Origin of the sequence: Nonomuraea sp. NPDC059194 (genome assembly GCF_042754765.1) — a bacterium.
Classification (GTDB): Bacteria; Actinomycetota; Actinomycetes; order Streptosporangiales; family Streptosporangiaceae; genus Nonomuraea.
On the sequence record NZ_JBHZBH010000030.1, the window covers coordinates 1 to 22,451 of the forward strand.

Consider the following 22,451-nt stretch of genomic DNA (forward strand, 5'->3'; position numbering starts at 1 on the left):
GGTCGCGTTTGTCATCTCCACACCGGGGCGCCGCTCAGCGATCCGTCCGTCCCAGGGCCGCAACCGTCTCACCAGCCGAGAACGCTTCAGCCCTGGGTCAGCCGCCTGTCCGCTATGGCATGGTGTGGCGGTGTCTCACGTGACGATCAGGGCAGCCGGTACGGCGGACGCCGAGCAGGTAGCCGACGTCTTCCTCGCCGCTCGCGCGCAGATGGCCTACCTGCCGGACCTGCATACCGACGAGGAGACCAGGTGGTGGATCGCCAACCTCGTACTCCCTTCCCACGAGGTGTGGCTGGCCTGCGAAGGCGCGCTCGCCGTCGGGTTCGCCGCGCTGCGTGAGGGGTGGCTGGAACACCTCTACCTCACCCCGGCGGCCCAGCGCGCCAGGATCGGGACCGCCCTGCTTGAGCGGGCGAAGCACGGCAGGGCCACCCTCGACCTGCACGTCTTCCAGGCCAACGGCGGGGCGATCCGCTTCTACGAGCGCCACGGCTTCACCCTGGTCGCGACGGGCCACGAGAATGAGGAAGGCCTTCCCGACGCCCACTACAGATGGACGGCCTGATCCCCGCGGCCGTCGCCCGCAGCTCGCCGGGGCCGAAGCGGTCGCCGTCCATTTTCACGACGACCGCGACGCCCGGCTCGACCAGCCGGTAGGCAGCGTCGGCCAGGTCGCCCTCGTAGTACGAAGACAGGAAGGCGCGCAGGGCGGCGGGCGTCGACAGGCGCTCGCCCCGCAGGACGAGCACCGTCAGGTCGACGCGATGACTCCCGTCGTCGAGCCGCCGCTCCCACACCCGGGAGGCGAAGCGGACCTCCTCCCACTCGTAGGAGAAGTCGGACACCTGCTCCCCCACGCCCGGGGGCACGTGGCCGATCTCGAATCCGTCGAGCAGCCCGCAGGACAGAGCCAGGGCAACCAGCATTGCCGCGATCACGCAGGCACCATTCCCCGAGGTGATCCCGGCGACACCGCCTCAGGCGGCGAGCTGGCGCGTGATCGACGGATCGGTGATGGCCGTGTCGTCGGCCAGCAGGAACGCTTTGGACAGGATGACCGAGAGCATGCCGCCGTCCTCCTCGAAGGGCAGGAAGACCGCCCGCGCGTCGCGATCGGCCCCGGGGACGATGCACAGGTAGGCGTCGTTCGGCTCCATGAGAATGTTGCCGGACCCCAGGTGGATCTTGTAGGTGCGCAGGTCTCCCCGCACGCGTAGGAAGCGGTCGGACAACTCGGAGCGGTCGGCGATCTTCAGCCGGGGCAGCAGCCTGGCGAGCGCGTCGCGCCTGGTCCTGGCGGTTTCCGTGAGCTCCCCGAAGCCGAAGGAGTGCCAGTAGTCCTCGTGCCCGCCCGTCGCCTGCTGGTCGAGCCCGACAGAGGCGACGCCCACCGCGAGGTCGGCGTCGCGGAAGACCTCCGACAGCACCAGCGGCGGCACCTCGGTCAGCGGCACGCCCTCGGCGGGGAGCCAGCCGTCACGGTCGGACGTCCGCTGACCCTCTCGGTGGAAACGGATGTCCTCGGCGGCGCTGAACGAGGCCGTCCCCCACCCGTCCGCCTCCGCGTCGCCGGCGATGTGCATCCCCCAGCGGGCCTGCCAGCCGGACAGCTCCTTGATCGCCTCGCCCTGGTCGCCGCCGCATTCGTAGTCCCAGTGGCCGATGGACAGACCCGTCCAGCCCCGCTGGTTCAGCAGCGCCTTGGCCTGGCCATACCGCAACACGTGCCCACCGAACCTGTGGGAGAGGGTGCGGGTCCGCTCCTCGGCCGGGGTCAGCAGGTAGACCTCGCGAAAGGCCTGCTTGTACGGCTGGCGCACCCCGGCATCGAGGAGGTGGTCGCGCCACGTCCGCACGTCGTCGGCCGTCTCGCGGATCGGGTGCCACAGCCGGACCTGGGTGTCGGGATCGGGTTGGACGCGGCGGCCCTGCGGATCGCTGAGCTCCCAGCCGGTGTCGGTCCTGACCGGCAGCCCGGCGGGGCCCTGCGGGATCTGCCAGATCAGGTTCCTGGCGTACGGGCCGGTGACCGGGTGGTCGAGGAAGAACTCGGTCACCTGGCTCCAGCACCACAGGCGTTCCTCGATCAGCGCCCGCTCCAGCCGGAACCGTTCGGCCGGGAGCGCCTGCTTGAGCTCCTTCAGCGTGGCCTTGAGCTCGGCGAGCGCGGGCTCCTTCCTGATCGCCTGCGGGACGGACTTGACCGTCCTGCCCGCCGGGTTGACGAACCGGAGCGCCAGGCCGTCGGCGCACAGCCGTACCAGGTAGTCGCCGATCTTCTCCTCGCGCACCCCGTCAGGGCCGAGCCCGAAGGTCGGGACGGTGCGGTCCAGCAACTCCTCCCGGCTCAGCTCCGCCTGCGCGGCCACCGCGTCGAGGGTGCGCGCGACGTTGGCCAGCACGGACTTCTTGCGGACCTTCACCTGAAGCCTGGCCAGCGCGGCCACGGTGTCGAGCCCGCCGCGGCGGGACAGCACGTTCACCGCGGCGTTGGCGAGCATCTCGCTGCGGCAGTTGGCGCCCGATCCGCCGATCCCGGTGCCGCAGGTCAGGGCGACGTCGCCAAGAAGCTGGGTCACCCACGGCTCGTCGATCAGCTCGCACGTCCACACCATGCCGCGCACCGGTACGGCGGTGCGCTCGTGCAGGAAGACGGTCGCCGTGTAGGTGTAGTCGTTGTCGAGCGCCTGCTCCCTGTGCCGGGCCACCAGCGCGAGGATCTCGCGCACCAGCCCGGCGGCCTCGGGAGTGAGGAGGGCCTTGGCGGTCTTGAGCCATCGGCCGCTGGGCTTGGATGATCTGGCGGTGTTCCAGTGGCGCAGCAGCGGCAGGACGGCGGGGTCGGCCAGGCGCGTGCCGTACTCCTCGGCCATGGCGCACGCGACGGGATCGCAGTCCCAGATCAGGTTGCGGACAGCTCCCGCCGGTCCGTGCGCGGCGGGTTCGGTCAGCACGGCTTCCAGCTCTTCTTGCAGCGCGTCCCACACCGGGCGGTGCCAGCGCCGGAACCAGTCGGGATACCACTGCAGGACCCGGCGGCGCCGGCCGTGGTCCAGGCGTCGTACGGCGGCCAGCGGGATCCGGTACAGCTCCTGGTAGTTGGTGTGCCGCCAGGTCATCAGCGCGTTGGCGGCCGACCACAGGAAGCGGGCGTCGTCGGCGGTCCAGGGAGTGTCGCCGTCGGCGACCTCGCGCACGATCGTCAGCAGGTCGGCATCGTAGTCGTGACCTCCCTCATGGCCCAGGCTGAGCCGCAGCTGCGCCCAGCGGCCGAACAGCCGCCGCTCGCCGTCGTCCTCAGTGGGCCGCTGCCCGGTGTCGAACCGGGCGAAGGCCTCGCGGGTCGGGAGATCCACCTCACGCAGGACATGGTCATGCGCGCGCGGAAAGTCGTCGAGAACGCCCATGTCAGCCTCCGACCAGCGGAACGAGCTTGACGAACGACACGACCTGATCGACGGTCAGGTCGATCGTCTCGGACAGGTCGTCGATCTGCCGATCTCCGACCAGCAGCAGGAACCCGTTGCGCAGGAAGGCCCGCTCGGCGATGTCGGCCTGCCGCTCCCAGTCGATCCGCCGCCCGGCGCCCATCCGGTAGCCGTTCAGCTGCACCTCGGCGTCGACCGGATGCACCAGGCCGTTGAACCGGGCCGAGGGGTTGGCGTTGTGGCGGGCGACCTCCTCGCGGACGCGCAGCCGTACCAGCTCCCTGGCCGTGATCGTCTCGGGCAGGCCGGGGAGCGAGAACTCGTCCAGCGGTCTGCCGGTTGCGGTCTCATCCCTGAACGTGACCGTTGCCATGACGTAGCTCCCTGGGGGGTCGGAGATCATCTGACGCCCATGAATATCAGCCGGGGCCGACAGAACCCGAGCGCCGACCCAACCCTGCAAGCCACATCGCTCCGCAAGAAATCGCCGTTGCTATTCACGTCGGGATTTAACGGCTTACGCATAGCATTCTGGCGAGCAGCAGCGAAAGACAAGGAGCATCGTGGCGCGCGTCTACCAGGCTGTCCTCCGTGACCGTGCCGACCGGCTCGGCCCCCGGCTCCGCCGCGCGTTCCTCACCTGGCTCGCTCTTCCGGACGACGACGGCGACGCCGACCTCGAACTCAACGTGGGCGGGACGCGCATCCGCCTGCACGACGGCGAGTCCTGCGGTCGATACGTCGCCGAACCGCCCGACCTGCTCACGACCACCATCACCTGGGCGCGTACCCAGGGTGACCGGCGCAACTGGGCCACGATCACGGTCGACAGCCCCGACGACGCCCACCCCGACCTGGTCGCCGCCCCCGCGTTCGTGCCCGACTTCCTGGCCACCGCCCGCGCCGACGACGGCGTCGTGCCTCTCGAAGCGACCGCCCACGAGTTCGACGTCACCAACACCGACGAACTGCTCGGCTGGCTGACCAGCCCCGCCCGGCGGGTCCCGATCGTGGTGCTCACCCCCGACGCCCGCGATCCGCAGGCCATGACCGCGAACGCCGCCCTCCTGGCCGAAGCCCTCGCCGGAGTCGCGCTGATCGCCCGGCTGCGCGACCATCCTGCTCAGGTGAAGATGAACGCCGCTCTCGGCGAGAGCCTGGAGGTCTTCGGCGGCGGTCTGCGCACCTATCTGCCCGACCTGCGGCCGGGCGCGGAATCCTATCCGCACCGCCACCAGGTCCGCAGCGGCGGCGCGCTGCGCGACCATGGTCCGCGCGCCCTCGACGTGGTGATCAGCGGCGTCACTCGCGAGTCGGTACGGCGTGCCTTACCCGACGACATCAGGACCGCCGCCCGGTCGGTCACCGGCGTGCTGACCGGCAAGCTCAGCCCCGAGGCGCTGTGGACGGCCCCGCGGCTCACCCACTCCCCGCTCCGCGACCACCTGGCGGCCCTCGCCGTCGATCCCCGGGTCCTGGCCAGAGCAGCCAACCACGTGGCCACGCAACCGGAACCGCCGCGCGCCCCGGCGAACGCGTCCCCGCCGGAGCCCAGTCTGGTCAAGCCCGGTCTGGTCGAGCCCGGCCTGGTCGAGCCCGGCCTGGTCGAGCCCGGCCTGGTCGAGCCCGGTCTGGTCGAGCCCGGCCTGGTCGAGCCCGGTCTGGTCGAGCCCGCTCCCGTGGCGGCTCGCGACGAGACCCCCGAAGCGGAGCTGAGCACTCCGGACCTGCGGCCCGCGGCCCACGACCTCGACCTGACCGTCCTGGCGGACAGGGTCGCTACTCGGGTGGCCGACGAGTTGCGCGGCGAGATCCTGGCCGCGCTGGAGATGGCCGGTGGCGACCGTACCGCCGCCGGTTCGGAGACCCTGCGGTCGATCCACAAGATGTCGGCGCACATGGAGGCGCTGCGTCGCGAACTGGACCAGACCCGCCTGCTGCAGCAGACCAGCGCCAACCTCCAGGCCGAGGCCGAAGGCCAGACCGCCGCGCTGGAGGTCGAGTTCGCCCGGCTCCGCCAGGACCACGACCAGCTCGAACTCGACTACGAGGAGCTCGCGGGCGACGAGCGCCGCGCCCGCGAACGCATCCGCTGGCTGGAAGGCCGCCTCGCCGAACTGTCCGAGCCGGTGTACGGCATGGCCACCCCCGAGCAGATCTGGGAGCCGGAGAGCCTGTGGGACGTCCTGCAACGCGCCCGCGCCGAGCTCACCCGCCTCGACCTCCCCGCCAGCCTCGACACCGACGCGGCCAAACTCGACGTCACCCATCCCCGCCACTGCCGCGTCTGGGCCGGAAAGGCCTGGGACGCGCTGCGCGCCCTCAACGCCTACGCCGCCACCCGGGCGGCGGGGCTGTTCAACGGCGGCTTCCGCCTGTGGTGCGACCAGCCGCCCCCCGGTCAGCCGTCGATCACCAAGCACATGGTGACCATGCGGGAATCCGAGACCGTCTCCGGCAACGGCGCCTTACGCGCCGAGCGCACCTTTCCCGTGCCCGCGACGCTCGACCCGAGCGGCGAGATCTTCATGGAAGCCCACATCAAGCTGCAGCGTGTCGGCTATCCCGCCCCGCGCATGTACTTCCACGACGACGCCGGAGGCCCGACCGCCACAGTCTGGATCGGCTACCTGGGCGACCACCTGAACAACACCAGGACGAACTGACCGGTCACGTGAGATTGGCGCTGATCTTGGCCGGGTCGAGGCGCACGAACCGGGCGAGCTCGTGGCACCAGACGTCAAGCTCGGCGCCGCATACCTCCGGGCTGCTGATGGTGAGATCCTCGCCGTCGTAGGTGACCTGGGTGGTGCCGTAGTAGTGCAGCTCCATCGCCGTCCGCGCGCGCCCCTCGGCCGCCAGCCCGGTCGCGTGCCGGGCGAAGAGCTCGCGCAGCCCGTGGAAGCTCGGCTCAGGCTCCGGGGCGTCCGCCGTGCCGACCAGCCACGCCGCGGCACTCTCCGCGCCGACGACGGCGGCTCTGGGCCGAAGCCCCTGCTGAGAAGCGCGGCGGGCGGCCGGTGCCGTGATGACCAGCGATCCGTCGGCCTCCATCGCGACCGGCGCGTAGCCCGCCTCCCTGAGCAGGGCCAGGGTCCGCGCCGGATCGAGCGCGCTGGCCAGCACGGTGGGCGCGAGCAGCCGCGGCCGCAGCTTGGCGAGCTTGCGGTGGACGGCGAGCTCGGCCAGCAGGCCCACATCGTCGCCCACCACGCAGCAGCCCACCGCGACCACGCCGATCTCACCGTGCCGGCGCGCGACATCGTTGATCAGATACGTCAGGGCCTGCGGCAACGCCCCCGAGGTCACCTCGGTCAAGGCGGCCACGAGGGCGTCGGCCCGATGCCCGGCGTCCAGCGCCCGCCGTACCGAAGACGGACTGAACCGCCAGGTGCCTGCCGTACCGCCGGATTCGCGGTCGGCGGCCCGGTCGAGGACCTCGGCCAGGTCGGCGGAGGGTGGTCCGGTGACCACCGCGGTCAGGTCCGCCCCGAACAGCGCCTGCTGCCGGGCTCCCGCGAGCAGCTTGCCCGCTGCCTCGGCCACCGATCCCGCGCGTACGGCCAGGCCCAGCGGGCTGAGCGCGTCGGCGCCGACCAGGCCCAGCAGCCTGGCCTCCTCGAGGACTGACAGGACGACCTCGGACGCGCTCGCGGGCTGGATCAGCGGCAGGTGCCAGCTTGCGGCCGTCGCTACCTCCTGCGGCAGCCGTACCGCCGCGTCTGAGGGGAGGAGCCCGAACACCACCTCGCGGATGACACTCGACGGAGTGCCTGCGCTGGGCGGGGTCATCGGGGTGCGCGGCTTGCCGTCATAGCGCCTGGTGGGGCTGATCGGCAGCGCCCACCAGGTCTCGATCAGCGCGGCGAGGCGCTCGGACTGTTCGAGAGCCAGCCACGCGTCGTAGCCCTCGGTCGGTGAGATGCCGTCGCGCTCCTGAGCGACCAGCAGTCCGGCCGCGTGGGCGATGTCAAGCAGCAGCCGGATCTCGTCGTCGGCGCAGCCGAGTCGCCTTGCCAGGCGGCGCACCTCCTTGACCCCGACGCCACCGCCCTTGAGCTCCTGCAGCGGCTCCCCCGACACGGCCTCCAGCAGTGCCGCGGCCCGGTCCAGGACCCGGAGGGCGGCCACGGACGCCTCGTGCGCGACGAGTTCGGCTGCGACGGGAGTGGAGGTGATCGCAGGCGGCTCAGCGGGGATGTCCACCCGGTGTCCGTGCCCGCGCAACGCGAGCGCGACCTCCATGGGCATGACGGCGGTGCCTTCCCAGTCCACGTTCCAGACGAGCCCGTGCTCACGCGCCCATCGAGCCGGAGTCATCGGGCGCTGCCGATGGTGGTAGCCGACGTGCGGGAACTCGTCGAGCACCTGCACAGGCCCCCGCCAGGCGAAGTCGTCGAGCAGCTCGCGGGTGCCCTCCGGCGCCCGGGCGACGAGCGCCGCCAGCCGCTCGTCATCGGTGAGGAGCGCTGTGATCGAATCGACGAGCATCGCCTTGCGACCCGTGCCCGTGCCGCCCAGCCGCTTGAGCATGTCGGTCAGCTCCGCAACGGTGATCTGCGGAAGAACGTCGGCGAGCCCGGGACCAAGCCCCAGCGGGGTGGGCAGCACCTCGTCCAGGGCGGAGCAGATCCGCAGCCGATCGCCTTCCCGCCAGACCAGCGCACGCCGTTCGAGCTGGTCGAGCAGGCCGGTGTCATCGAACCCGTCCGGCAGCAGGCCGGAGAGAGAACGACCGGCGCGAGCGGCCACCAGAACCACCTCGGCGAACCGCAGGCAGGCAAGCGACGACCGGGACAGCGCCAGGTAGGCCGACTCCGGAGTGTCCAGCCGATCTGCCAGCTCGGCCAGCCGCCGCGGCGGCACCGGCCGCAACACGTCGGACCGTACGGCCAGCAGGCCCGCCAGCGCCTTCTCATCCAGCCCCGACAGCAACTCCAGGAGCGCCTGGTCCGCATTCACCGGCCAATTGTCGCAGCGCGGCCAGCGGTCGGCGACCTTATGCCGTCGTCGGGCGGTCTGGTGCAGAAGACAGTGCAAGCACCCAGCGAGAACCACCGGGCCTTGTTACGCAAAGGGCACGTGGGAATCGGCATATTCCACTGCGGGCTCGGGAGGCAAGGAGTCACCAGTACGCGGATCAGTGCGAGAGACCTTCATGATCTCGTCAGCCGTCAGGGGATGGAGAGCTCCCTCCCTGATGGCCCAGCCTCGGACGATTTTCACGGGCAGGCCGCTGCCAGGATCGGTTCTGGGGGTGAAGGAACGCATGATGAGACTCCCTCCGGCTTTGCCGGCCCTGGCGAACGTCAACATCAAGGACAGTGCAGCGACCTCCGCGTCCACGACTTTCATCGCACGCTTCCGGGACTCCACCGTGGCGACCACCTCCAGCGGGTCGTGCTCTCCGTCGGTCACGTGACAGGTAAACATGTGCACGCCGCGACCCGCATGAATCGAGAGCCACACGAGCAGGTCAGCGGCATGATCTTCGGCTTCCAGCACCGACCCGTGCGGCAGCGGGTCCAGCAGGTCCATGGCCCGCATGCTGAGCGCCCGAAGCCTTTCGCGATGGGCGAGCGAGGCCACGAGCTCCGCGATGGGCTCGCCCCCATAGCGGAGCGGATCGACCTCTTCACACACCGCCGCGGCGTAGTGGGCCCTGCTCGCGGCCGAGTCGGGCGGCAACTGCTCTGCCTGGCAGAACTCGGCGTATTCGGCCGGGATGAAAGCCTCGACCACGACGCGGTGGCCGTTATGGAGCATGGAGCGCATGCTCTGCTCGCATGCGGCGAGGTACTGGTCGTAGTCGTCGAACTCGAACGACGGGTATGCCTTCATGGCGGCCAGGTCGAGCTCATCGAGGAGTATCGCCACACCGGTGACGCCGCTGTGGCGGGACTGACGCCTTCGTTTCTTGCTCATGCGGGGACCGTAGTGAGGGCTGCCTCGGCGTATGCGGCCGAACGACGTTCTGTGGACAAGCAGCGCCCGTCCGCACAGTGAACACCTACGTCAGGACGATCCGTCAGTTACATGCGGCAACAGCACGAGGTGGCCTGGCTGGGGAACCGCTGTCGGAGATCATCCTGTTCGGCCACGGCAAAGACGCCGACGTCATGATCGAACTTCTCGACGGGCGACAGTTGGTGGTGCCCTTGTCGGGCTCCCTTCGCGTGATCGGCTGCGCGGGGCTGGAAAGCGAGGTGACCGCCTGGGACGACCGCTCCTTGATCATTCGCTATTTCGGCCGAGATCTGGTGCTGACCGCCGCCCGCATCGGGGTTTCTGCCGACGAGCCGAGCTATGCCGAGGGGTTCCGCGACGAAGTGGAGCAGTGGCTGCTCACCGACACCGCCGAGGATCTACCCTGGGCGGCGAGCATCGAGATCGAAGTGGCTCCGGCCGATGCTCGAGGGTGCCCTACTCGTTCACCAAGTCCTCGACCAGCTCGCTGACGAGCCGCTCCTCCATGACCGCTCGCCCCGTAGCCGCCATACGTTCCGCAAGTTCGGGTGCCCAGGGGCTGCCGGCCGGGCTGCCTTTCAACGACTCGGACTCGCCCCGGCCCAGCGCCCGCTCATACGTGGTCAGATCCATCCGCCACGGCGTGGCGCCGTACCTCGTCTGGGCATCGGCGGTGGTCCGTACCCCTGTCCAGTCGAAGTCACCCCGCCACCGCACCGATCCCTCGCAGGCGGCGACCAGCCGGTGGCACGCCAGCGACGGCATCCCTTCGGTGCAGATCAGCGCCGCGCCCCCCACGCCCACGGCCGCCCGCAGCACCGCGGGGTTCTCACACACGAACACCCGCGGCGAGGTCACCCGTACGGGCATCGTCACCAGCTGGTGCAGCGTGACCCGGAACGGCGTGGCCGCCTCCGCCGCGGCGGTAAGCCACTGCGCCAGCGGCGATCCCGCCGCCCGCAGCCCGAGAACGAGCACCTGGCTCGCCAGGTCGTCCACGATCACTCCAGCGGACTCCCACACCGCGCGACGTCCCGCCGCCGTCCCGTCCACCGGCGCGCCGATCCGCGCGGCCAGCGCCCTGGCCACCAGTCTGGCCAGCGGTGTGCCGGACAGCGCCTTGGTGTCGCCGGTGGCCTGCTCGGCCAGCACCGTGATGGGCCAGGCGTCGGCGGGCAGCAGATCCAGTACGGCACGAGCCCGGCGGATCACTTCGCCGCCCTGCCGTGCCGCCTTGGTCAGGGTGCCGTCGCCGGCCAGGCCGGCCGTCCACTCGGTGAACCAGGTCTCGCCCGCGTGACGGCATCCGGCCAGTATCTCCAACAGTTCCGCGCGAGCCTGCTCCGCGCGGGCCAGTTCCTCGGCGCGCACCGGCACCGGCCCGGTCAGGTCGAGTACGGCCGCCTGGAGGTCGTCGCAGATCCCGGCCCGGCGGAGGGCCTCCTCAACAGCCACCGGGGGCACGCTGAGCCGGGCGGAGCCTCGGTCCTTGCGGCCCAGCAGCGCGGCGACCGCCCGTCGCTCCTCGTCGGTGACCTCGGTGAGCAGCACTGGGGCGTAGAAGTCCCTGCCGTGCGTGACCCTGTCCGCCAGGCGCGACAGCACCCGCTCCAGTCCTGGCCCGCCGAGCGTTCTGCGCAACCGGGCCGGATCGTTCACCACAGTCCGCGCTCCGGTTCTTCCGGTACGGCAGGCGCGCTGCTGGAGGTCTCGCGCTCCGCCCGTTCGGCGCGGGCACCGTCCCACTCCCAGGTGGTCACGTGGACCGCGTCGATGCCGTCGCGCCGCACCAGTTGGTGGGTGGCGATGCCGGGCACCGTGGGATAGAAACCCCACTCCCGCTCGCTGGTCATCGCCACGTCCAGGTCGAAGGTGGTCAGCAGGCCCAGGCACTTGGCGCGGGCGTCGTCGTCGACTCCGGCGAAAGCCTCATCCAACGTCACCAGCCGAGGCGCGCACGGCTGCGCGGAACGGTAGTGGGAGGATGCCGCCGCGAACAGCGGCAACGAGACCGTCAGCACCCGCTCGCCGCCGGAGGCCGGTCCGGTGGCCGGACGCCAGCGGCCGTCCTGGTAGCGCTCGATCACGAAGGTGTGCCAGGTCCGGTAGTCCAGCGCCCGCCGCAGGTGCTCGACCCAGGTGCCGTGCTCGTCCTTGTTCCGTTCGGCCTCGATCTGGGCCTGCAGAAAGTCCGCCACGGCCGCCCGATCCGCCGGTGACCACAGGTCGGCGCCCTGGCGCAGCAGCCGGGCGCGGGCCTCGGCCAGACCGGCCGGCGCGTCCTTGTCCGGTATCCAGGACATCCGCAGCAGCATCCCGGTGGAGGTGGGCCGTTCCTTCAGCTCCTTGTTCATCTGGCCGACCTGGTCATCGGCGTCGGCGATGAGCTGCTGCAGGTGCGCCGCCACGTCGTTGACCAGGTGCTCTTCGACGATCTCCCGCTGGCGCGCGGTGAGGGTGCGCTCCCGGTAGTCCAGCTCGGCGTCCAGCAGCGCGGTCAGCTCGCCGGGTGCCCGTTCCCGGCCCTGGAACTGGATCGTCACCACGAACCAGTCGGACAGGCCCGCCACGGCGTGGTGGCCGTGCCTGGTCAGCGCCTCGGACAGCTCGGTGTAACGTCGGGTGATCTCGTCCTGGACCCGTCGCCACGCCTCGTCGGATTCGTCGACGTCCGACAGCGCCTGTTCGACGCGCCGCGCGAGCCGTACCGCCGGGTCCGCCGCCCAGGAGCCGGTCTGCTCCACCTCGCAGGCCACCTCCAGCAGCCCGGTCTCGGCGAACCGGCGCAGCGCCTCGATTGCCTGCTCTCTGCGTCGCGAGACGGTCTCCGCGTTCTCGCGCAGCTGCTCCTGCCGTCCTTCGGCCTTGGCGCGCTGCTCGACCGCGTCCCTGTGCGCCTGATCCAGCCGCTTGAGCTCGGTGGTCAGCGCCGTGATCCTGGCCTTGGTCCGGGTCAGCCGTTCGCGCAGTTCCTCCACCGACGCGCCGATCGCGGCCTGCAGCGTCTCCAGCCGGGCGTGTTCCTCGGCCGCCCTGCGTCGCGCCGCGCGTTCAAGCTCACGGGCCCGCTCTCGCTCCTGCTCTGCTGCGCGCAGCTCACCGGCCCAGGTGCGCGCCTCGGCCTGCCGTTCGGCGTGCAGTCGGGCGGCGGCTACCAGCTCGGTGACCACCTGGCGGTAGGCGGCCAGCGCCTCTCGCACCTCAGCCAGCCCGCCGACGTCGGCAGGGAGCCGGGTATCGGCCGCCGCCCGGTCCCGCTCCTCGACCGCGGCGGCCAGGTCGTCCTCGGCCCACCGGACCTCGTTCTCCTGCTCCTCAACCGCGGCGGCGGCGTCCAGGTGGCGAGCGGTCGCGGTCGCGAGCGCCGCATGGGCGTCTCGCACACCGGTGTCCAGGGGGTGCCCCGCGAGCTCGGCGGTCACCCGATCCTGCCGGGCCGTCAGCGCCGCGACGGCCTCCTCGGCCTGCCGCACCTGCTCGACCGCCTGGTCGATCAGAGCCGCAAGCTCGGCGAGGCGACGCTGCCTGGCCTCCTCTCGGGCGGCGGCGCCGACGTACTCGGCGCTCTGCTTGGTCCAGGCGCCGTGCAACGGCCCGAGCCGCCACCGGCCGTCGGCGCACACGTAGGGCCCCGGCTGCTCCTCCAGGCCCATGCTGTCCAGTACGGCTTGCGCCGCCGGGTCGGCGGTGACCAGCGCGCGGCTGAGCGGAGCCTGCGCGCGCTCGCCGGGCAGCGCGATCACATCGTGGGCGACCGGCTCCAGCAGCCGCCCGTCCGGGGTGACCCAGGAATCCAGGAGCCCGGAAGCTTCGAGTGCCGCCTCCAACCCGGCCCGGCTGTCCGCGTCGAGCTCGGCGCGGAAGTCGACCAGCGTCCACAGCGGCGCGCCCGGCTGTCCGTCGCGTACGCCCTCTCCACGGGTGTACGGCACGCGGGGCCGGGCCTGCTCGCCCGCGGCCAGCCGGTCCCGCTCGGCCACCAGCTCGTCGTGCTCGCTGCGGCGCGTGGTGAGGGTCATGTTCGCCGCGGCCAGCGCGTGGGCCAGCTCCTGTTCGGCGCGCCGTCCCGCCTCGCGCAGCGCCACCTCGCCGGGGTGCGGCCCGGTCAAGCTGTCGGCCCAGGCGGCCAGGCCGTACTCCTCGGGATCCGGCATCCGCAGGTCACGCAGGCCCGTGCCGTACCGCCGCCAGTCCGTGACATGGTCGGTGATGGCGGCGACCAGCCCTTCGCGTGCGGCGGCGAGCCGGTCGGCTGCCGTGTCGCGCTGGGACTCGCTCTTGGCCAGCTGGGTGCGGGCGGCGACCAGGTCGCGCTCCCGGTCGGCGGCGGTCTGGGCGAGCGCGGTGACGTGGTCGATGGCCTGTGCCCGCGAGACGATGGCGGCCTGGACCGGCTCTCCGGTTTCCAGCAGCCTCTCGTTCTCCGCCGCCAGCCCGGTCCGCTCGGCCAGCGGAACGGCGCGAGCGTGGCAGTCGGCGAGCGCTCGCCCGCTCGTTTCCGCGGCGGCTTCGGCCCTGGTATGCCGGTCGGCTCTCTCCGCGACCTTGGTCTCGGCGCCCTCGACCGACTCCACGGCAGCGGTGACGGCCTTGTCCGCCTCGTCGGCGTACCGTTCGGCGGCGTCCAGGTCCTTGATCCGGCTGTCGCCTGCCAGCTCCTCCCTGACCGCGTTCTGCTCGGCCAGCCCGGCCTGGGCGAACTCCGTGGACGCCGCGGCTTCGGCCTCCCGCCGGGCCGCGTCCCCGATCAGCTCGGCCACCGTGTTCAGGTCACGCTGACCCTGCTCGTAGGCGGAGTGCGCCAGCCGTACCTCTCCGCTCTGCCTGCGCGCGGCCACCGCGGCGTAGCGCTGGTAGCGCGTCATGAAGCGGCGCACGTGCTCACGGGTGTCCTTCAGGGCCGCCAGTTCCTCGCGCTGCTGCTCCAAGTCATGGAAGGCGGCGGCGACGTCGGAGATGAGCGCCTGATCGACAGGGGCCAGGGCTTGGGAGAGCGCCTGGGACAGCCTCTTCTCGTCCGGACGCTTGGACAGCTGCGGTTGGCGGAGCTGGATGAGCAGGTTGATGAGCGCCTCGTACCGCTCGGTTCCCAGGTGGAACAGGTGCTCGTCCAGCAGCCTGCGGTAGGCCGAGGATTGCTGAACGACCTGGCCGGAAGGCCCGATGGCCTCGGTCAGGCGATCACGGGTGAGCGCGGTGCCGTTCTTGCCGATCAGGAACAGCTCTTCGCCGATCCGCTGCGAGGTGAGGAAGAACCAGCGGTCGGCGATGCCCTTGCCCTTGACCGCCTTCAGTCCGCAGCCCACGGTGAGGTAGGCGTGCTCGCCGTCCTCGGTGACCCGGCCGAACTCCAGCCAGGTGTAGCCGAGCCGCTCCTCGTACCGATCGCCCAGCAGCAGGTTCCACTCCATCCTTTTGCCGGGGTCGCCATCGGGCTCCACCCTGCTCGGCGACAACTCGCCGTCCAGCAGGAACGGCAGCGTCAACGCCAGCACCTTGGACTTGCCGGTGCCGTTGTTGCCCCGGAACAGGATGCGCCCGTCACGGAACCAGAACTCCTGGTCGTCGTAGTAGAACAGGTCCACCAGACCGGTGCGCAGCGGCTGCCAGCGGTTCGTCGCGGCGATCGGAAGGTTCATGCCTCTTTCTTTCCGGTGATGATGGGTTCGCCGAAACCGAAGCGGGCCAGCGCAGGCAGAGGAATGATCGTGTCAGCCTGGAGCCGGACGAGCCCGAGCGACTCCAGCCGGTGGATGGCGCCCGTCGTCAGCTCCGAGATCGAGGCGTTCTTCCGCCACCGGGTGCGATGCTGTACGGCGAGCCGCTCCATCTCGCTACGGACCTGGTCGGCTTCCACCGGCGCGCCCGGGTACATCCGCAACTGCGCGGCGAGATACTCGGCGAGCAGCAAGGTGGCGTGCCCGTCGGTACCTTCTTCCGGCATGCCCAGGTCGGTGGTCTCGCGGGTGGGGTCGAGCAGGGCGATGCCCTCGGCCCGGACCTCGGCCACCAGGCCGGTCGCCTCGGTGAGGCGCTTGAGCAGCGGGCCGCGCTGGCGTTCCAAGTAGCCGCGTTCGGCTTCGGTCAGCTCCTGGTAGTAGAGCACGGGGTCGTCCAGCAGCCGCCTGGCGAGCGTGTGCCGGATGAGCCGGTTCCGTCCGTCCTCGGTGTCGGGGAGAAGCTCCTCGGTGATCGCGGCGAGCCGTTCGCCCAGCGTGGCGGCCTGCACGATGGAGGGCCCGCGCCTGGTGGTCAGCAGGACGGCGAGCACCCGCCGATTCACGTCGTACAGGGCATCACCGGAGCCGCTCACGTAGGCCGATTCATCGCCCGCCACCTTGCCCAGCACCCCGACCGCGATCAGCAGGGCGGCCACGGTCGCCAGGTCCGCGCGCTCCTCACGGGTGCTGAGGGTGAAGACCATCCCGGCCGCGACCAGGTCGGGGTCGCCGGCGAAGGCCAGCATCCGCTCGGCCAGCCAGCCCAGCGTCACCTGGCTGTCGGCGCGTTCCAGGGCGGCCAGAGCCAGGCAGGTCAGCACGTAGCGGCGGCGGCTGAAGGCCACCTTCCCCTTGGTCTGCGCGGCCCGCGTGCCGTCGAGGTGACGGGCCGGTAGCTTGCGCAGCCTGGCCACCGCCGTGTCGGCATGGAGCGTCCACCCTGCCTCCCTGGCGAACCAGTCCGCCAGCCACCCCTGATGCTTGCGGACCAGACGGTAATCGGGAGCGTCGGGTGTGAGCAGCGGACGGCGCAACAGTGCGCGGATGGCTCTGCGGCGCTCCTCCTCACGCTGGGCATCGAGGACGTCGCCGACCTCAGCCGCCATGCGGCACCGCCATCAGGTCGATGATGGTCAGCTCGTGGTCCGGCCCGCGCAACACGCCGTCCTCCGTGCGAATCTCGGCGTAGCCGTCCACCGGCTTCAGGCGGACCTCCAGGCTGCCGTCCGCGGTTCTGGTCGTCACCTCACCGGGCCCCGCGGCCAGCCCGTCGCCCAGCAGCCGCAGGAAGAGCCGGAACTCCACCGGGTCCAGCTCCCCCAACTCGCTCAACAGCACCGGTTGCCCGGTGGCCAGCCGCTTACGCGCCAGCTCCGTCTGCTCTCGCTCGGCTGCCACGAACACCGCCAACTCCTCGCGCTGTTTGCTCCGGTTGACGACCTTGCTCGGAGCGCCCCGCCGGGAGTAGCTTCCCGTGGCGCGCAGCCGTACCGAGATCTCCGCCTGCGGCGCCTCCAGCCAGCTCGTGGTCGCCGTCACCCCGTCCGACTCCTCGGCCTCGACCGTCAGGTGCCGGGCCGAGGTCAGGCCGAACGCCGCCCGCCACAGGCGATGCGCGTCGGCCTCAGTGGGGCACTCGGCGAACCAACGTGCCAGAGCCCGGAAATCAGCCGACCGGTCGCTCCGACCCGCCCGGCGTTCCTGCAGCACGCTGATCGTGGCCAGCAGGTCAGGAATCGCCTGACGCGCCCGGGTCCGCAGCAGATCGGCCTGGCAGGGGCGCGCGCGATCGCCCACGAACCACGACCGCAGGCCCGACCAGCGATTACGCCACTCCGCCAGCTTCGCCTCCGCTGGGTCTTCCTCGTCAGGCGCCACATCAGCCGCCTCACGCTCGGCGGCCAGCCTGAGCAGGGTGTCGATCCCGTCCAGCTTCCGGATCTTGTCGGCGATGTCGAACGCCTTGACCACCAGTTCCGAGACGAACCGCTCCAGATACGCGATCAGCCGATCCTTGTAGGCCAGGAACGCTTCCTCTTCGATGTCCTGCAAGTCGATGGTGCGCTGCAGACCGCCCATGAACGCGCTGGCATTGGCCGCAAGGCTGTCCAGCCTGCTCATGACCTCCAGCAGCAGATTGTGCACGACCGCCGGATCCGGTCGCGCGTCCAGGGCCGACAGCGCGTGCAGCCGTACCCGGATGTCCTCCAGCGCCACCGCCTGCAGCTCACCCCTGCGCCCCAGCTCGCGGTCGAATATCTCCAGCGCCCGCTCGGCGGCCTCGCCCTCACGGCTCAACTGGTAGAGGTAACGCGCACGGTAGAAGTCCTCCACCGTGGTGACTCTGCCGGTGTCGGGATCGGCGCGCAGGTTGCCCCAGTCGCGCAGGCTGCTCAGCGCGTTGTCCACCTGCTCCTGGACGACCGGCTCACCGCCGTCGCCCCGAAGTGTCTCCGCGACGTCCTCCGGCCGTAGGTGCACCACGAAGCGGCGCTTGTTGGCCATGAACCCGCCCATGATCCGGCGGTAGAGGTCGGCGTTGGGGGCGCCGAGATAGGCAAAGGCCTGAGTGCGCGAATGAGACATAACAATACGTCAGTATGCCGTTACCAGACCGTCCCGCGTCACGGTTTCCGGCAGAGGTTCGGATCGCGCCGAGCACCCTTGCCGAAGTCCTCGTGCGACCTCAATATCGAAGATCGCGAAGTGTCACTGGAATCCTCGGCGGGTTGCGGCATGGCCCTGGCCTGCTCATCCATCGACCGTGGAAAACGACTGAGGAGGACCGGGTGGAGGAGTACCGCCGTCTGCTCGAACAGCATGGGATCACCTGGGGCGAGGAGCTGATCCCCTACGTGGGCGAGGTGGGCACGAGCGCCTACCTCATGAACGGCTACGACTACTGGACCGCGTGTTTCCGCCAGCTCGGCGGCGCTCGTCGTGACATGGACGCGCGGATGGGCGAGCTCGACCTGGACCGGGTGGTGCGTGACGCGCTGGGCGGCGATGTCCTGGACAACCTGGCAGCCCTGCGCCTCACCCCCGAGGGCAGCCGCCTGGAGGCCAGGACGCTGGCCGTACTGGACGACACGCCGCTCGCGACGACGCTGCTGCTCGACTCCCAGGTGACGTCCACGGTCACCGTGACGGTCGACGGCGTCGCGCACGCCGTGCCCGCGGGCGGCGCCAGGCTGGTGGAGATCACCAGTGACAGCGTGGTCGTCGCCGAGCGGCCGATCGACCTGTCCCCGCTCGCCCGGCGGGCGCCCAAGGCCCGGCTGCGCCTGCGAGCGGGGTTCGCGTGCCGGTGGGGCGTCACCGGCGTGGACGGGCAGGGATGGTATCCGGCGGGCACCGTCCGCGCGCTGGACGCCCACCTGAGGCCGTACTTCCACGGCGACGACCTGGTGCTCGACGTGCCCGCCGAGCGCCTCACGGTGTCGGTGACGCGCGGCATGGAGTACGGCACGGCCACCGTTGACGTCACCCCGCCGCCAGGCGAGGAGGTGACGGTCGAGCTGACACCCGAGCGCGTCTACGACGCGGCCGCACGCGGCTGGTACGGCGGCGATCTGCACGTCCACCTCAACTGGATGGGCGACGCCCCGGCGACCACGGAACGCGCCGCCGCCGCGCAGCTCGGCGAGGACCTGCACGTCCTGAACCTGGTCGCCGGCAACGTGGCGGGCGACCGCGTCTACGACAAGGACCTGCTCGAAGCGTGGGTAGGACGGGACCTCCCCTGGTCCGACGGACGCCACGTGGCCAGGTTCGGCGTGGAGTACCGCAACGACCTGCTCGGGCACGTCAGCGCCTTCGGCCTCACCGGCATGCCCACCCACTTCCACAGCGGGTTCGGCGACAGCCCGGACAATCACCCCAACAGCGTGCCGCTGACGGAGCTGCGCGGCCTGGACGCGATCACCGGCTACGGCCATCCGTTCCACACCGATCTGACCGACACCGACCCGCCGGACCTGGCCGTGGCCGCCGGCCGTAACTGCTCGGCCAGGGAGATCGTGGTGGACGCGGCACTGGGCCTGATCGACAGCCTGGACGTACTGAACCACTCCTCCGTTCAGGCCACGGCCGTGGTCTACCGCCGGCTCGTCGGCGCGGGCAACCGGCTCGCCGTGACCGCGGGCACCGACGCAGTCCTGTCGATCTCACGGCGCGGCACCGCGTCGAGTCCACCGGGCTGGGAGCGCGTGTACGCACGCGTCGACGGGCCGCTGACCGCGCGGTCCTTCGCCGAAGCCGTACGGCTCGGCCGCACGTTCGCCACCACGGGCCCCTGGCTCGAGCTCGACATCGACGGCTGCCAGCCGGGCGACACGGTACGGGCGGCCGAGGGCGACACCGTCGTGATCACCGCACGAACCGTCGGCCCCGAGGTCGAGTGGCTCCAGATCAGAACCGCCGACGGTGTCCTGGCCGAGGGCGGCCCCGCGGAGCTGACCGCCGAGCTCACGGTGCGCGAGCCGACCTATGTGGTCGCTGTGGCGGGCGGACGGCGACATCCGCGATCGCTCCACCCCATGGGCGGCTACGCGCACACGAGCCCGATCTACGTCGGCGGGCCCGTGGCCAGGCGTGCCGATGTCGAATGGTGCCTGCGCTGGCTGGACCTCCTGGAGCGGCTGCTGAGATCGGACGGCCGGTTCACCTCCGAAGCGCAGCGGACGGCGCACCGCGACCTGCACGAGCGGGCCCGCGCGGTCTACGAGGCCAGACTCCGCACGACTTAGCGATCCTCGTCCGCGACCACCTGCCGGTAGGCGGCGAAGTCGGCGCCGCTGAACTCCACCCACTCCTCCACGTCGACCCGCTCGGACAGCGTCGCCAGCATCGAGCGGCCCCGGTTGTAACCGGCATTCCAGACCGAGCCGTAGCAGACAGCGACGGCGCGCCGCTTGTGGGCGAGGAGCAGGCAGGGGGCCGACAAGCGTGGCCGCGACCGCAAGGTGGGCGTGACGCTGCGCATGCGGCGGCCAAGGTCATTCCGGACGGATCTTCGAGGCGGTCCGCAACAAGCCGATCAGCCTCTCCGGAGGAATCGCGGCCAACTCGGCCCGATGCGCTGCCATGAGGAGAAGCTGGGCCACCATGTCGACGCAGAATTCGTCGCCGAGCCTCCACTCCCACAGTTTCTCCATGCCCAGGTCGTTGAGCTCGGTCGTGATTCCGTGCCGCCGGACCTCCTTGATGACCTCCTCGATCGCGTCGAGGCGGTCAGCACCCCGGCGCAGACACCACAGCGCCGGATAGCCGTCGAGCACAGCCCAGTGACACCCCTGTGGCAGATTCGCCCGGACCAGCTCGTATACCGCCGACTTGTCGCGACCCGAGTAGTCATTGAAGAGCAGCAGGAAGGGGTGCAGCACCTCGCCTTCCTCGTCGACCAACCGGACCTCACCAGGGAGCTTCGGATGGTGTCCGCCCGGGATCAACTCCCCGAGCGCCCACGCTGCCAGGCGCGGATCCTCCACCCGCGTCTCCCCGACTACAGGAAGTCGCGCAATCCAGGCGTCGCCGACATCCACCATCGTGATGACAGGCGCTTGCTGATCCATGCGCCGACCATAACCACCGCGACCGACAGTCGCCCTGCGTCGCGCTTATCCACAGAACGTCGCTCGGTTCGCCGGCGATTTCACGCGCGGTCCATCCTGCCGCCATGGACGACCACCTGACCCCAGCGGCCCTGAAGGAACGAGGCTGGACCCCCGCCATGATCCGGACCTTGCTGGGCCCTCCCGATGCCCTGCGCCCCAATCCCGTCTTCCGCTCCGCTGCCCCCATGCGTCTCTACGACGGCGAGCGAGTACGGCAGGCTGAGTCGTCCGACCGGTTCACCGCCTTGCGCACATCCGCCGATCGCCGGTCACGCTCAGCGCTGAACGCCTCGGCGCGCAGGCGAGCGCAGACCATGGCCCAGATCGAGGACGTCCCCATGACTGTTCCGCTCTTGGCCTGGGAAACCTTGGCGGCCAAGGCTGTCAGCCATCGCAATCGCCGCGATGGCGAGCGAGCCCTGGAGCGCACCGACCACCTGCCCACCCCCGCGACGGTGTCCCAGGTAGATGAGGTGACTCTGCAGCGATGGATGGTCAACTATCTCCGACACGAACTGACCCGCTACGACGAAGCCACTGATCAGTTGTTCGGCAAGGTCGGCCGATCCGCGGCCGCCGACCGGCTCAGAGCGCGGGTCTACGCCGCGATCGCCCGAACCTACCCTGCGCTGACACCCGAGTGCGAACGGCAACGCACCCAACGACGGGCACCCCCGTCAGGAGAATCGACCGGGTGATCTACGCGCGGGTCTCCTCCAGTTCCATGCCGCCCCGTTCCAGCTCTTCCCTTCTCGGCGGTCAGTTCGCGCAGGCGGTGGACGACCGACTGCCAGTCGATCTCCGCGCGGTCGATGGTCGCAGGCAACGTGGCCAGGTGCTGCCCGCGTGCTATCACCACCTTCTCGGCCGCGGTGAGCTGCAGCTCGTGGTCATCCTCTCCAAGGGTCTGGGATGTCCCGGGACTGGGGCTCGGGAACGACGCCCCACAGGTAGGTGGACTCCATCACCAACTGCTCGGTCAGCGTGATCCCGGTCAGGCGCTCGGAGAGGAGGAACGAAGGCCCTTCGCAGGGGTAGGCGAATGGACGATAGAGCGAGTCGATCTCATTCATGGTCTTCACGAGCTCCTCCGGCACCTCGTCCGGATAGCCTTCCTGGGCGATGAAGTAGAACCGGATCTCGCCATCCTCGATCCAGTAGAAGTAGTCGATGCCCTTGACGCCGAGCAGGAATTGAGAGACCAGCCGGGTGCCTGCCGACAGCGGCATGACGATCTCTTCGGTGATGCCGAACGACCCATCGCCGAGGACGAACGCCCAGTCGCCGACGGCCGTGACACCGATGGTCATGCCGGATGCGGGGGGAGTGCGCCACGCAGGCCCGTGGCGCCCGCCCGGCGTGAACGTATCCGGCCGGCCGCCGAGGCGAGTCACGAGCTGCTCGGGGGTGAGGCCGCGAACGTAGGTGAAGTCATAGGAGCCATCTCCCGCGTCGTCGGCGAGCCAGGAGTAGTCGGGCGGAGTCGCGATCACGTCATCATGGTGGCAGGTGCCACCGACACAACGATCCGTTCACGAGAGCCAGGAGCACGGGGCGTCGCGGGTGGTCGGCGAGCGCTCCTGACCAAACCTGAGACCATCCGAACGCTGTGACGGCCCTACTCGACCAGCTACGGACCGCCGCCCGCCCGGTGCGCGGCAGGATCCCTGGGATCCCTGACGAGAGCAGGCGCCTCCTCCCGTCTCTGGATGCCCGCA

Annotated in this window: 17 protein-coding genes; 5 read left to right on the forward strand and 12 right to left on the reverse strand. The window is 70.6% G+C overall.

Annotated features, from left to right (window positions below; all coding sequences use genetic code 11):
- The first annotated feature begins 130 nt into the window (after window positions 1–130).
- Window positions 131–568, forward strand: coding sequence for a GNAT family N-acetyltransferase (locus ACFXJ8_RS30545; protein WP_379647434.1), 438 nt, complete (start codon window positions 131–133; stop codon window positions 566–568).
- On the opposite strand, the gene ACFXJ8_RS30550 is transcribed toward ACFXJ8_RS30545, so the two are convergent.
- Genes ACFXJ8_RS30550 through ACFXJ8_RS30560 form a run of 3 tightly spaced genes read right to left on the reverse strand, consistent with a single transcriptional unit; the run spans window position 498 to window position 3,804 of the window.
- Window positions 498–941 (reverse strand): hypothetical protein, encoded by a 444-nt coding sequence (locus tag ACFXJ8_RS30550; RefSeq protein WP_379647435.1) that lies wholly within the window; start codon window positions 939–941, stop codon window positions 498–500. The two genes, ACFXJ8_RS30545 and ACFXJ8_RS30550, sit on opposite strands and share 71 nt — an antisense overlap.
- Before the next feature lie 39 nt (window positions 942–980).
- Complete coding sequence (locus tag ACFXJ8_RS30555; protein WP_379647436.1) at window positions 981–3,410, reverse strand: DUF4132 domain-containing protein; 2,430 nt, start codon at window positions 3,408–3,410, stop codon at window positions 981–983.
- Window position 3,411: 1 nt separating this feature from the next.
- Entirely contained in the window at window positions 3,412–3,804 is a 393-nt protein-coding gene (locus tag ACFXJ8_RS30560) for a hypothetical protein (RefSeq protein WP_379647437.1), read from the reverse strand.
- A gap of 190 nt (window positions 3,805–3,994) precedes the next feature.
- Between ACFXJ8_RS30560 and ACFXJ8_RS30565 the strand changes: the two genes are divergently transcribed.
- A complete protein-coding gene (locus tag ACFXJ8_RS30565; protein ID WP_379647438.1) occupies window positions 3,995–6,097 on the forward strand; it encodes a hypothetical protein in 2,103 nt (700 codons plus the stop codon).
- 4 nt (window positions 6,098–6,101) lie between these two features.
- Here ACFXJ8_RS30565 and ACFXJ8_RS30570 read toward each other — a convergent pair whose 3' ends face one another.
- Together ACFXJ8_RS30570 and ACFXJ8_RS30575 are read right to left on the reverse strand one after the other, a co-directional pair.
- The gene (locus ACFXJ8_RS30570; protein WP_379647439.1) at window positions 6,102–8,393 is read right to left on the reverse strand and encodes a helicase-associated domain-containing protein; all 2,292 of its coding nucleotides are present in this window, start codon (window positions 8,391–8,393) and stop codon (window positions 6,102–6,104) included.
- A gap of 105 nt (window positions 8,394–8,498) precedes the next feature.
- Window positions 8,499–9,356 carry a hypothetical protein gene (locus ACFXJ8_RS30575; RefSeq protein ID WP_379647440.1) on the reverse strand — a complete coding sequence of 286 codons (858 nt, stop codon included), beginning with the start codon at window positions 9,354–9,356 and terminating at the stop codon, window positions 8,499–8,501.
- Window positions 9,357–9,433: 77 nt separating this feature from the next.
- Here ACFXJ8_RS30575 and ACFXJ8_RS30580 point away from each other — a divergent pair, with 77 nt between their 5' ends.
- Window positions 9,434–9,889: a hypothetical protein gene (locus ACFXJ8_RS30580; protein WP_379647441.1), complete on the forward strand. Its 456-nt coding sequence runs from the start codon at window positions 9,434–9,436 to the stop codon at window positions 9,887–9,889.
- Here ACFXJ8_RS30580 and ACFXJ8_RS30585 read toward each other — a convergent pair.
- From ACFXJ8_RS30585 to ACFXJ8_RS30600, 4 genes are read right to left on the reverse strand one after another with little or no spacing between them, the layout of a single operon-like run.
- Complete coding sequence (locus ACFXJ8_RS30585) at window positions 9,855–11,060, reverse strand: TIGR02679 family protein (protein ID WP_379647442.1); 1,206 nt, start codon at window positions 11,058–11,060, stop codon at window positions 9,855–9,857. The two genes, ACFXJ8_RS30580 and ACFXJ8_RS30585, sit on opposite strands and share 35 nt — an antisense overlap.
- Window positions 11,054–15,037, reverse strand: coding sequence for a TIGR02680 family protein (locus ACFXJ8_RS30590; protein ID WP_379647443.1), 3,984 nt, complete (start codon window positions 15,035–15,037; stop codon window positions 11,054–11,056). Before ACFXJ8_RS30590 ends, ACFXJ8_RS30585 begins: the two co-directional genes overlap by 7 nt.
- Window positions 15,034–16,224, reverse strand: a complete 1,191-nt coding sequence (locus ACFXJ8_RS30595) for a TIGR02678 family protein (RefSeq protein ID WP_379647444.1) — start codon at window positions 16,222–16,224, stop codon at window positions 15,034–15,036. Before ACFXJ8_RS30595 ends, ACFXJ8_RS30590 begins: the two co-directional genes overlap by 4 nt.
- Complete coding sequence (locus tag ACFXJ8_RS30600) at window positions 16,214–17,704, reverse strand: TIGR02677 family protein (protein ID WP_379647445.1); 1,491 nt, start codon at window positions 17,702–17,704, stop codon at window positions 16,214–16,216. The genes ACFXJ8_RS30595 and ACFXJ8_RS30600 overlap by 11 nt, the downstream gene beginning before the upstream one ends.
- A 203-nt stretch (window positions 17,705–17,907) precedes the next feature.
- On the opposite strand from ACFXJ8_RS30600, the gene ACFXJ8_RS30605 reads away from it, so the two are divergent.
- Entirely contained in the window at window positions 17,908–19,866 is a 1,959-nt protein-coding gene (locus ACFXJ8_RS30605) for a CehA/McbA family metallohydrolase (protein WP_379647446.1), read from the forward strand.
- Here the strand turns inward: ACFXJ8_RS30605 and ACFXJ8_RS30610 are convergent.
- Entirely contained in the window at window positions 19,863–20,102 is a 240-nt protein-coding gene (locus ACFXJ8_RS30610; RefSeq protein ID WP_379647447.1) for a hypothetical protein, read from the reverse strand. The two genes, ACFXJ8_RS30605 and ACFXJ8_RS30610, sit on opposite strands and share 4 nt — an antisense overlap.
- A gap of 13 nt (window positions 20,103–20,115) precedes the next feature.
- Complete coding sequence (locus tag ACFXJ8_RS30615) at window positions 20,116–20,691, reverse strand: hypothetical protein (RefSeq protein WP_379647448.1); 576 nt, start codon at window positions 20,689–20,691, stop codon at window positions 20,116–20,118.
- 104 nt (window positions 20,692–20,795) lie between these two features.
- Between ACFXJ8_RS30615 and ACFXJ8_RS30620 the strand changes: the two genes are divergently transcribed.
- The gene (locus tag ACFXJ8_RS30620; protein WP_379647449.1) at window positions 20,796–21,431 is read left to right on the forward strand and encodes a hypothetical protein; all 636 of its coding nucleotides are present in this window, start codon (window positions 20,796–20,798) and stop codon (window positions 21,429–21,431) included.
- 192 nt (window positions 21,432–21,623) lie between these two features.
- Here ACFXJ8_RS30620 and ACFXJ8_RS30625 read toward each other — a convergent pair whose 3' ends face one another.
- Window positions 21,624–22,226 (reverse strand): DUF6461 domain-containing protein, encoded by a 603-nt coding sequence (locus ACFXJ8_RS30625; protein WP_379647450.1) that lies wholly within the window; start codon window positions 22,224–22,226, stop codon window positions 21,624–21,626.
- Window positions 22,227–22,451: the final 225 nt, after the last annotated feature.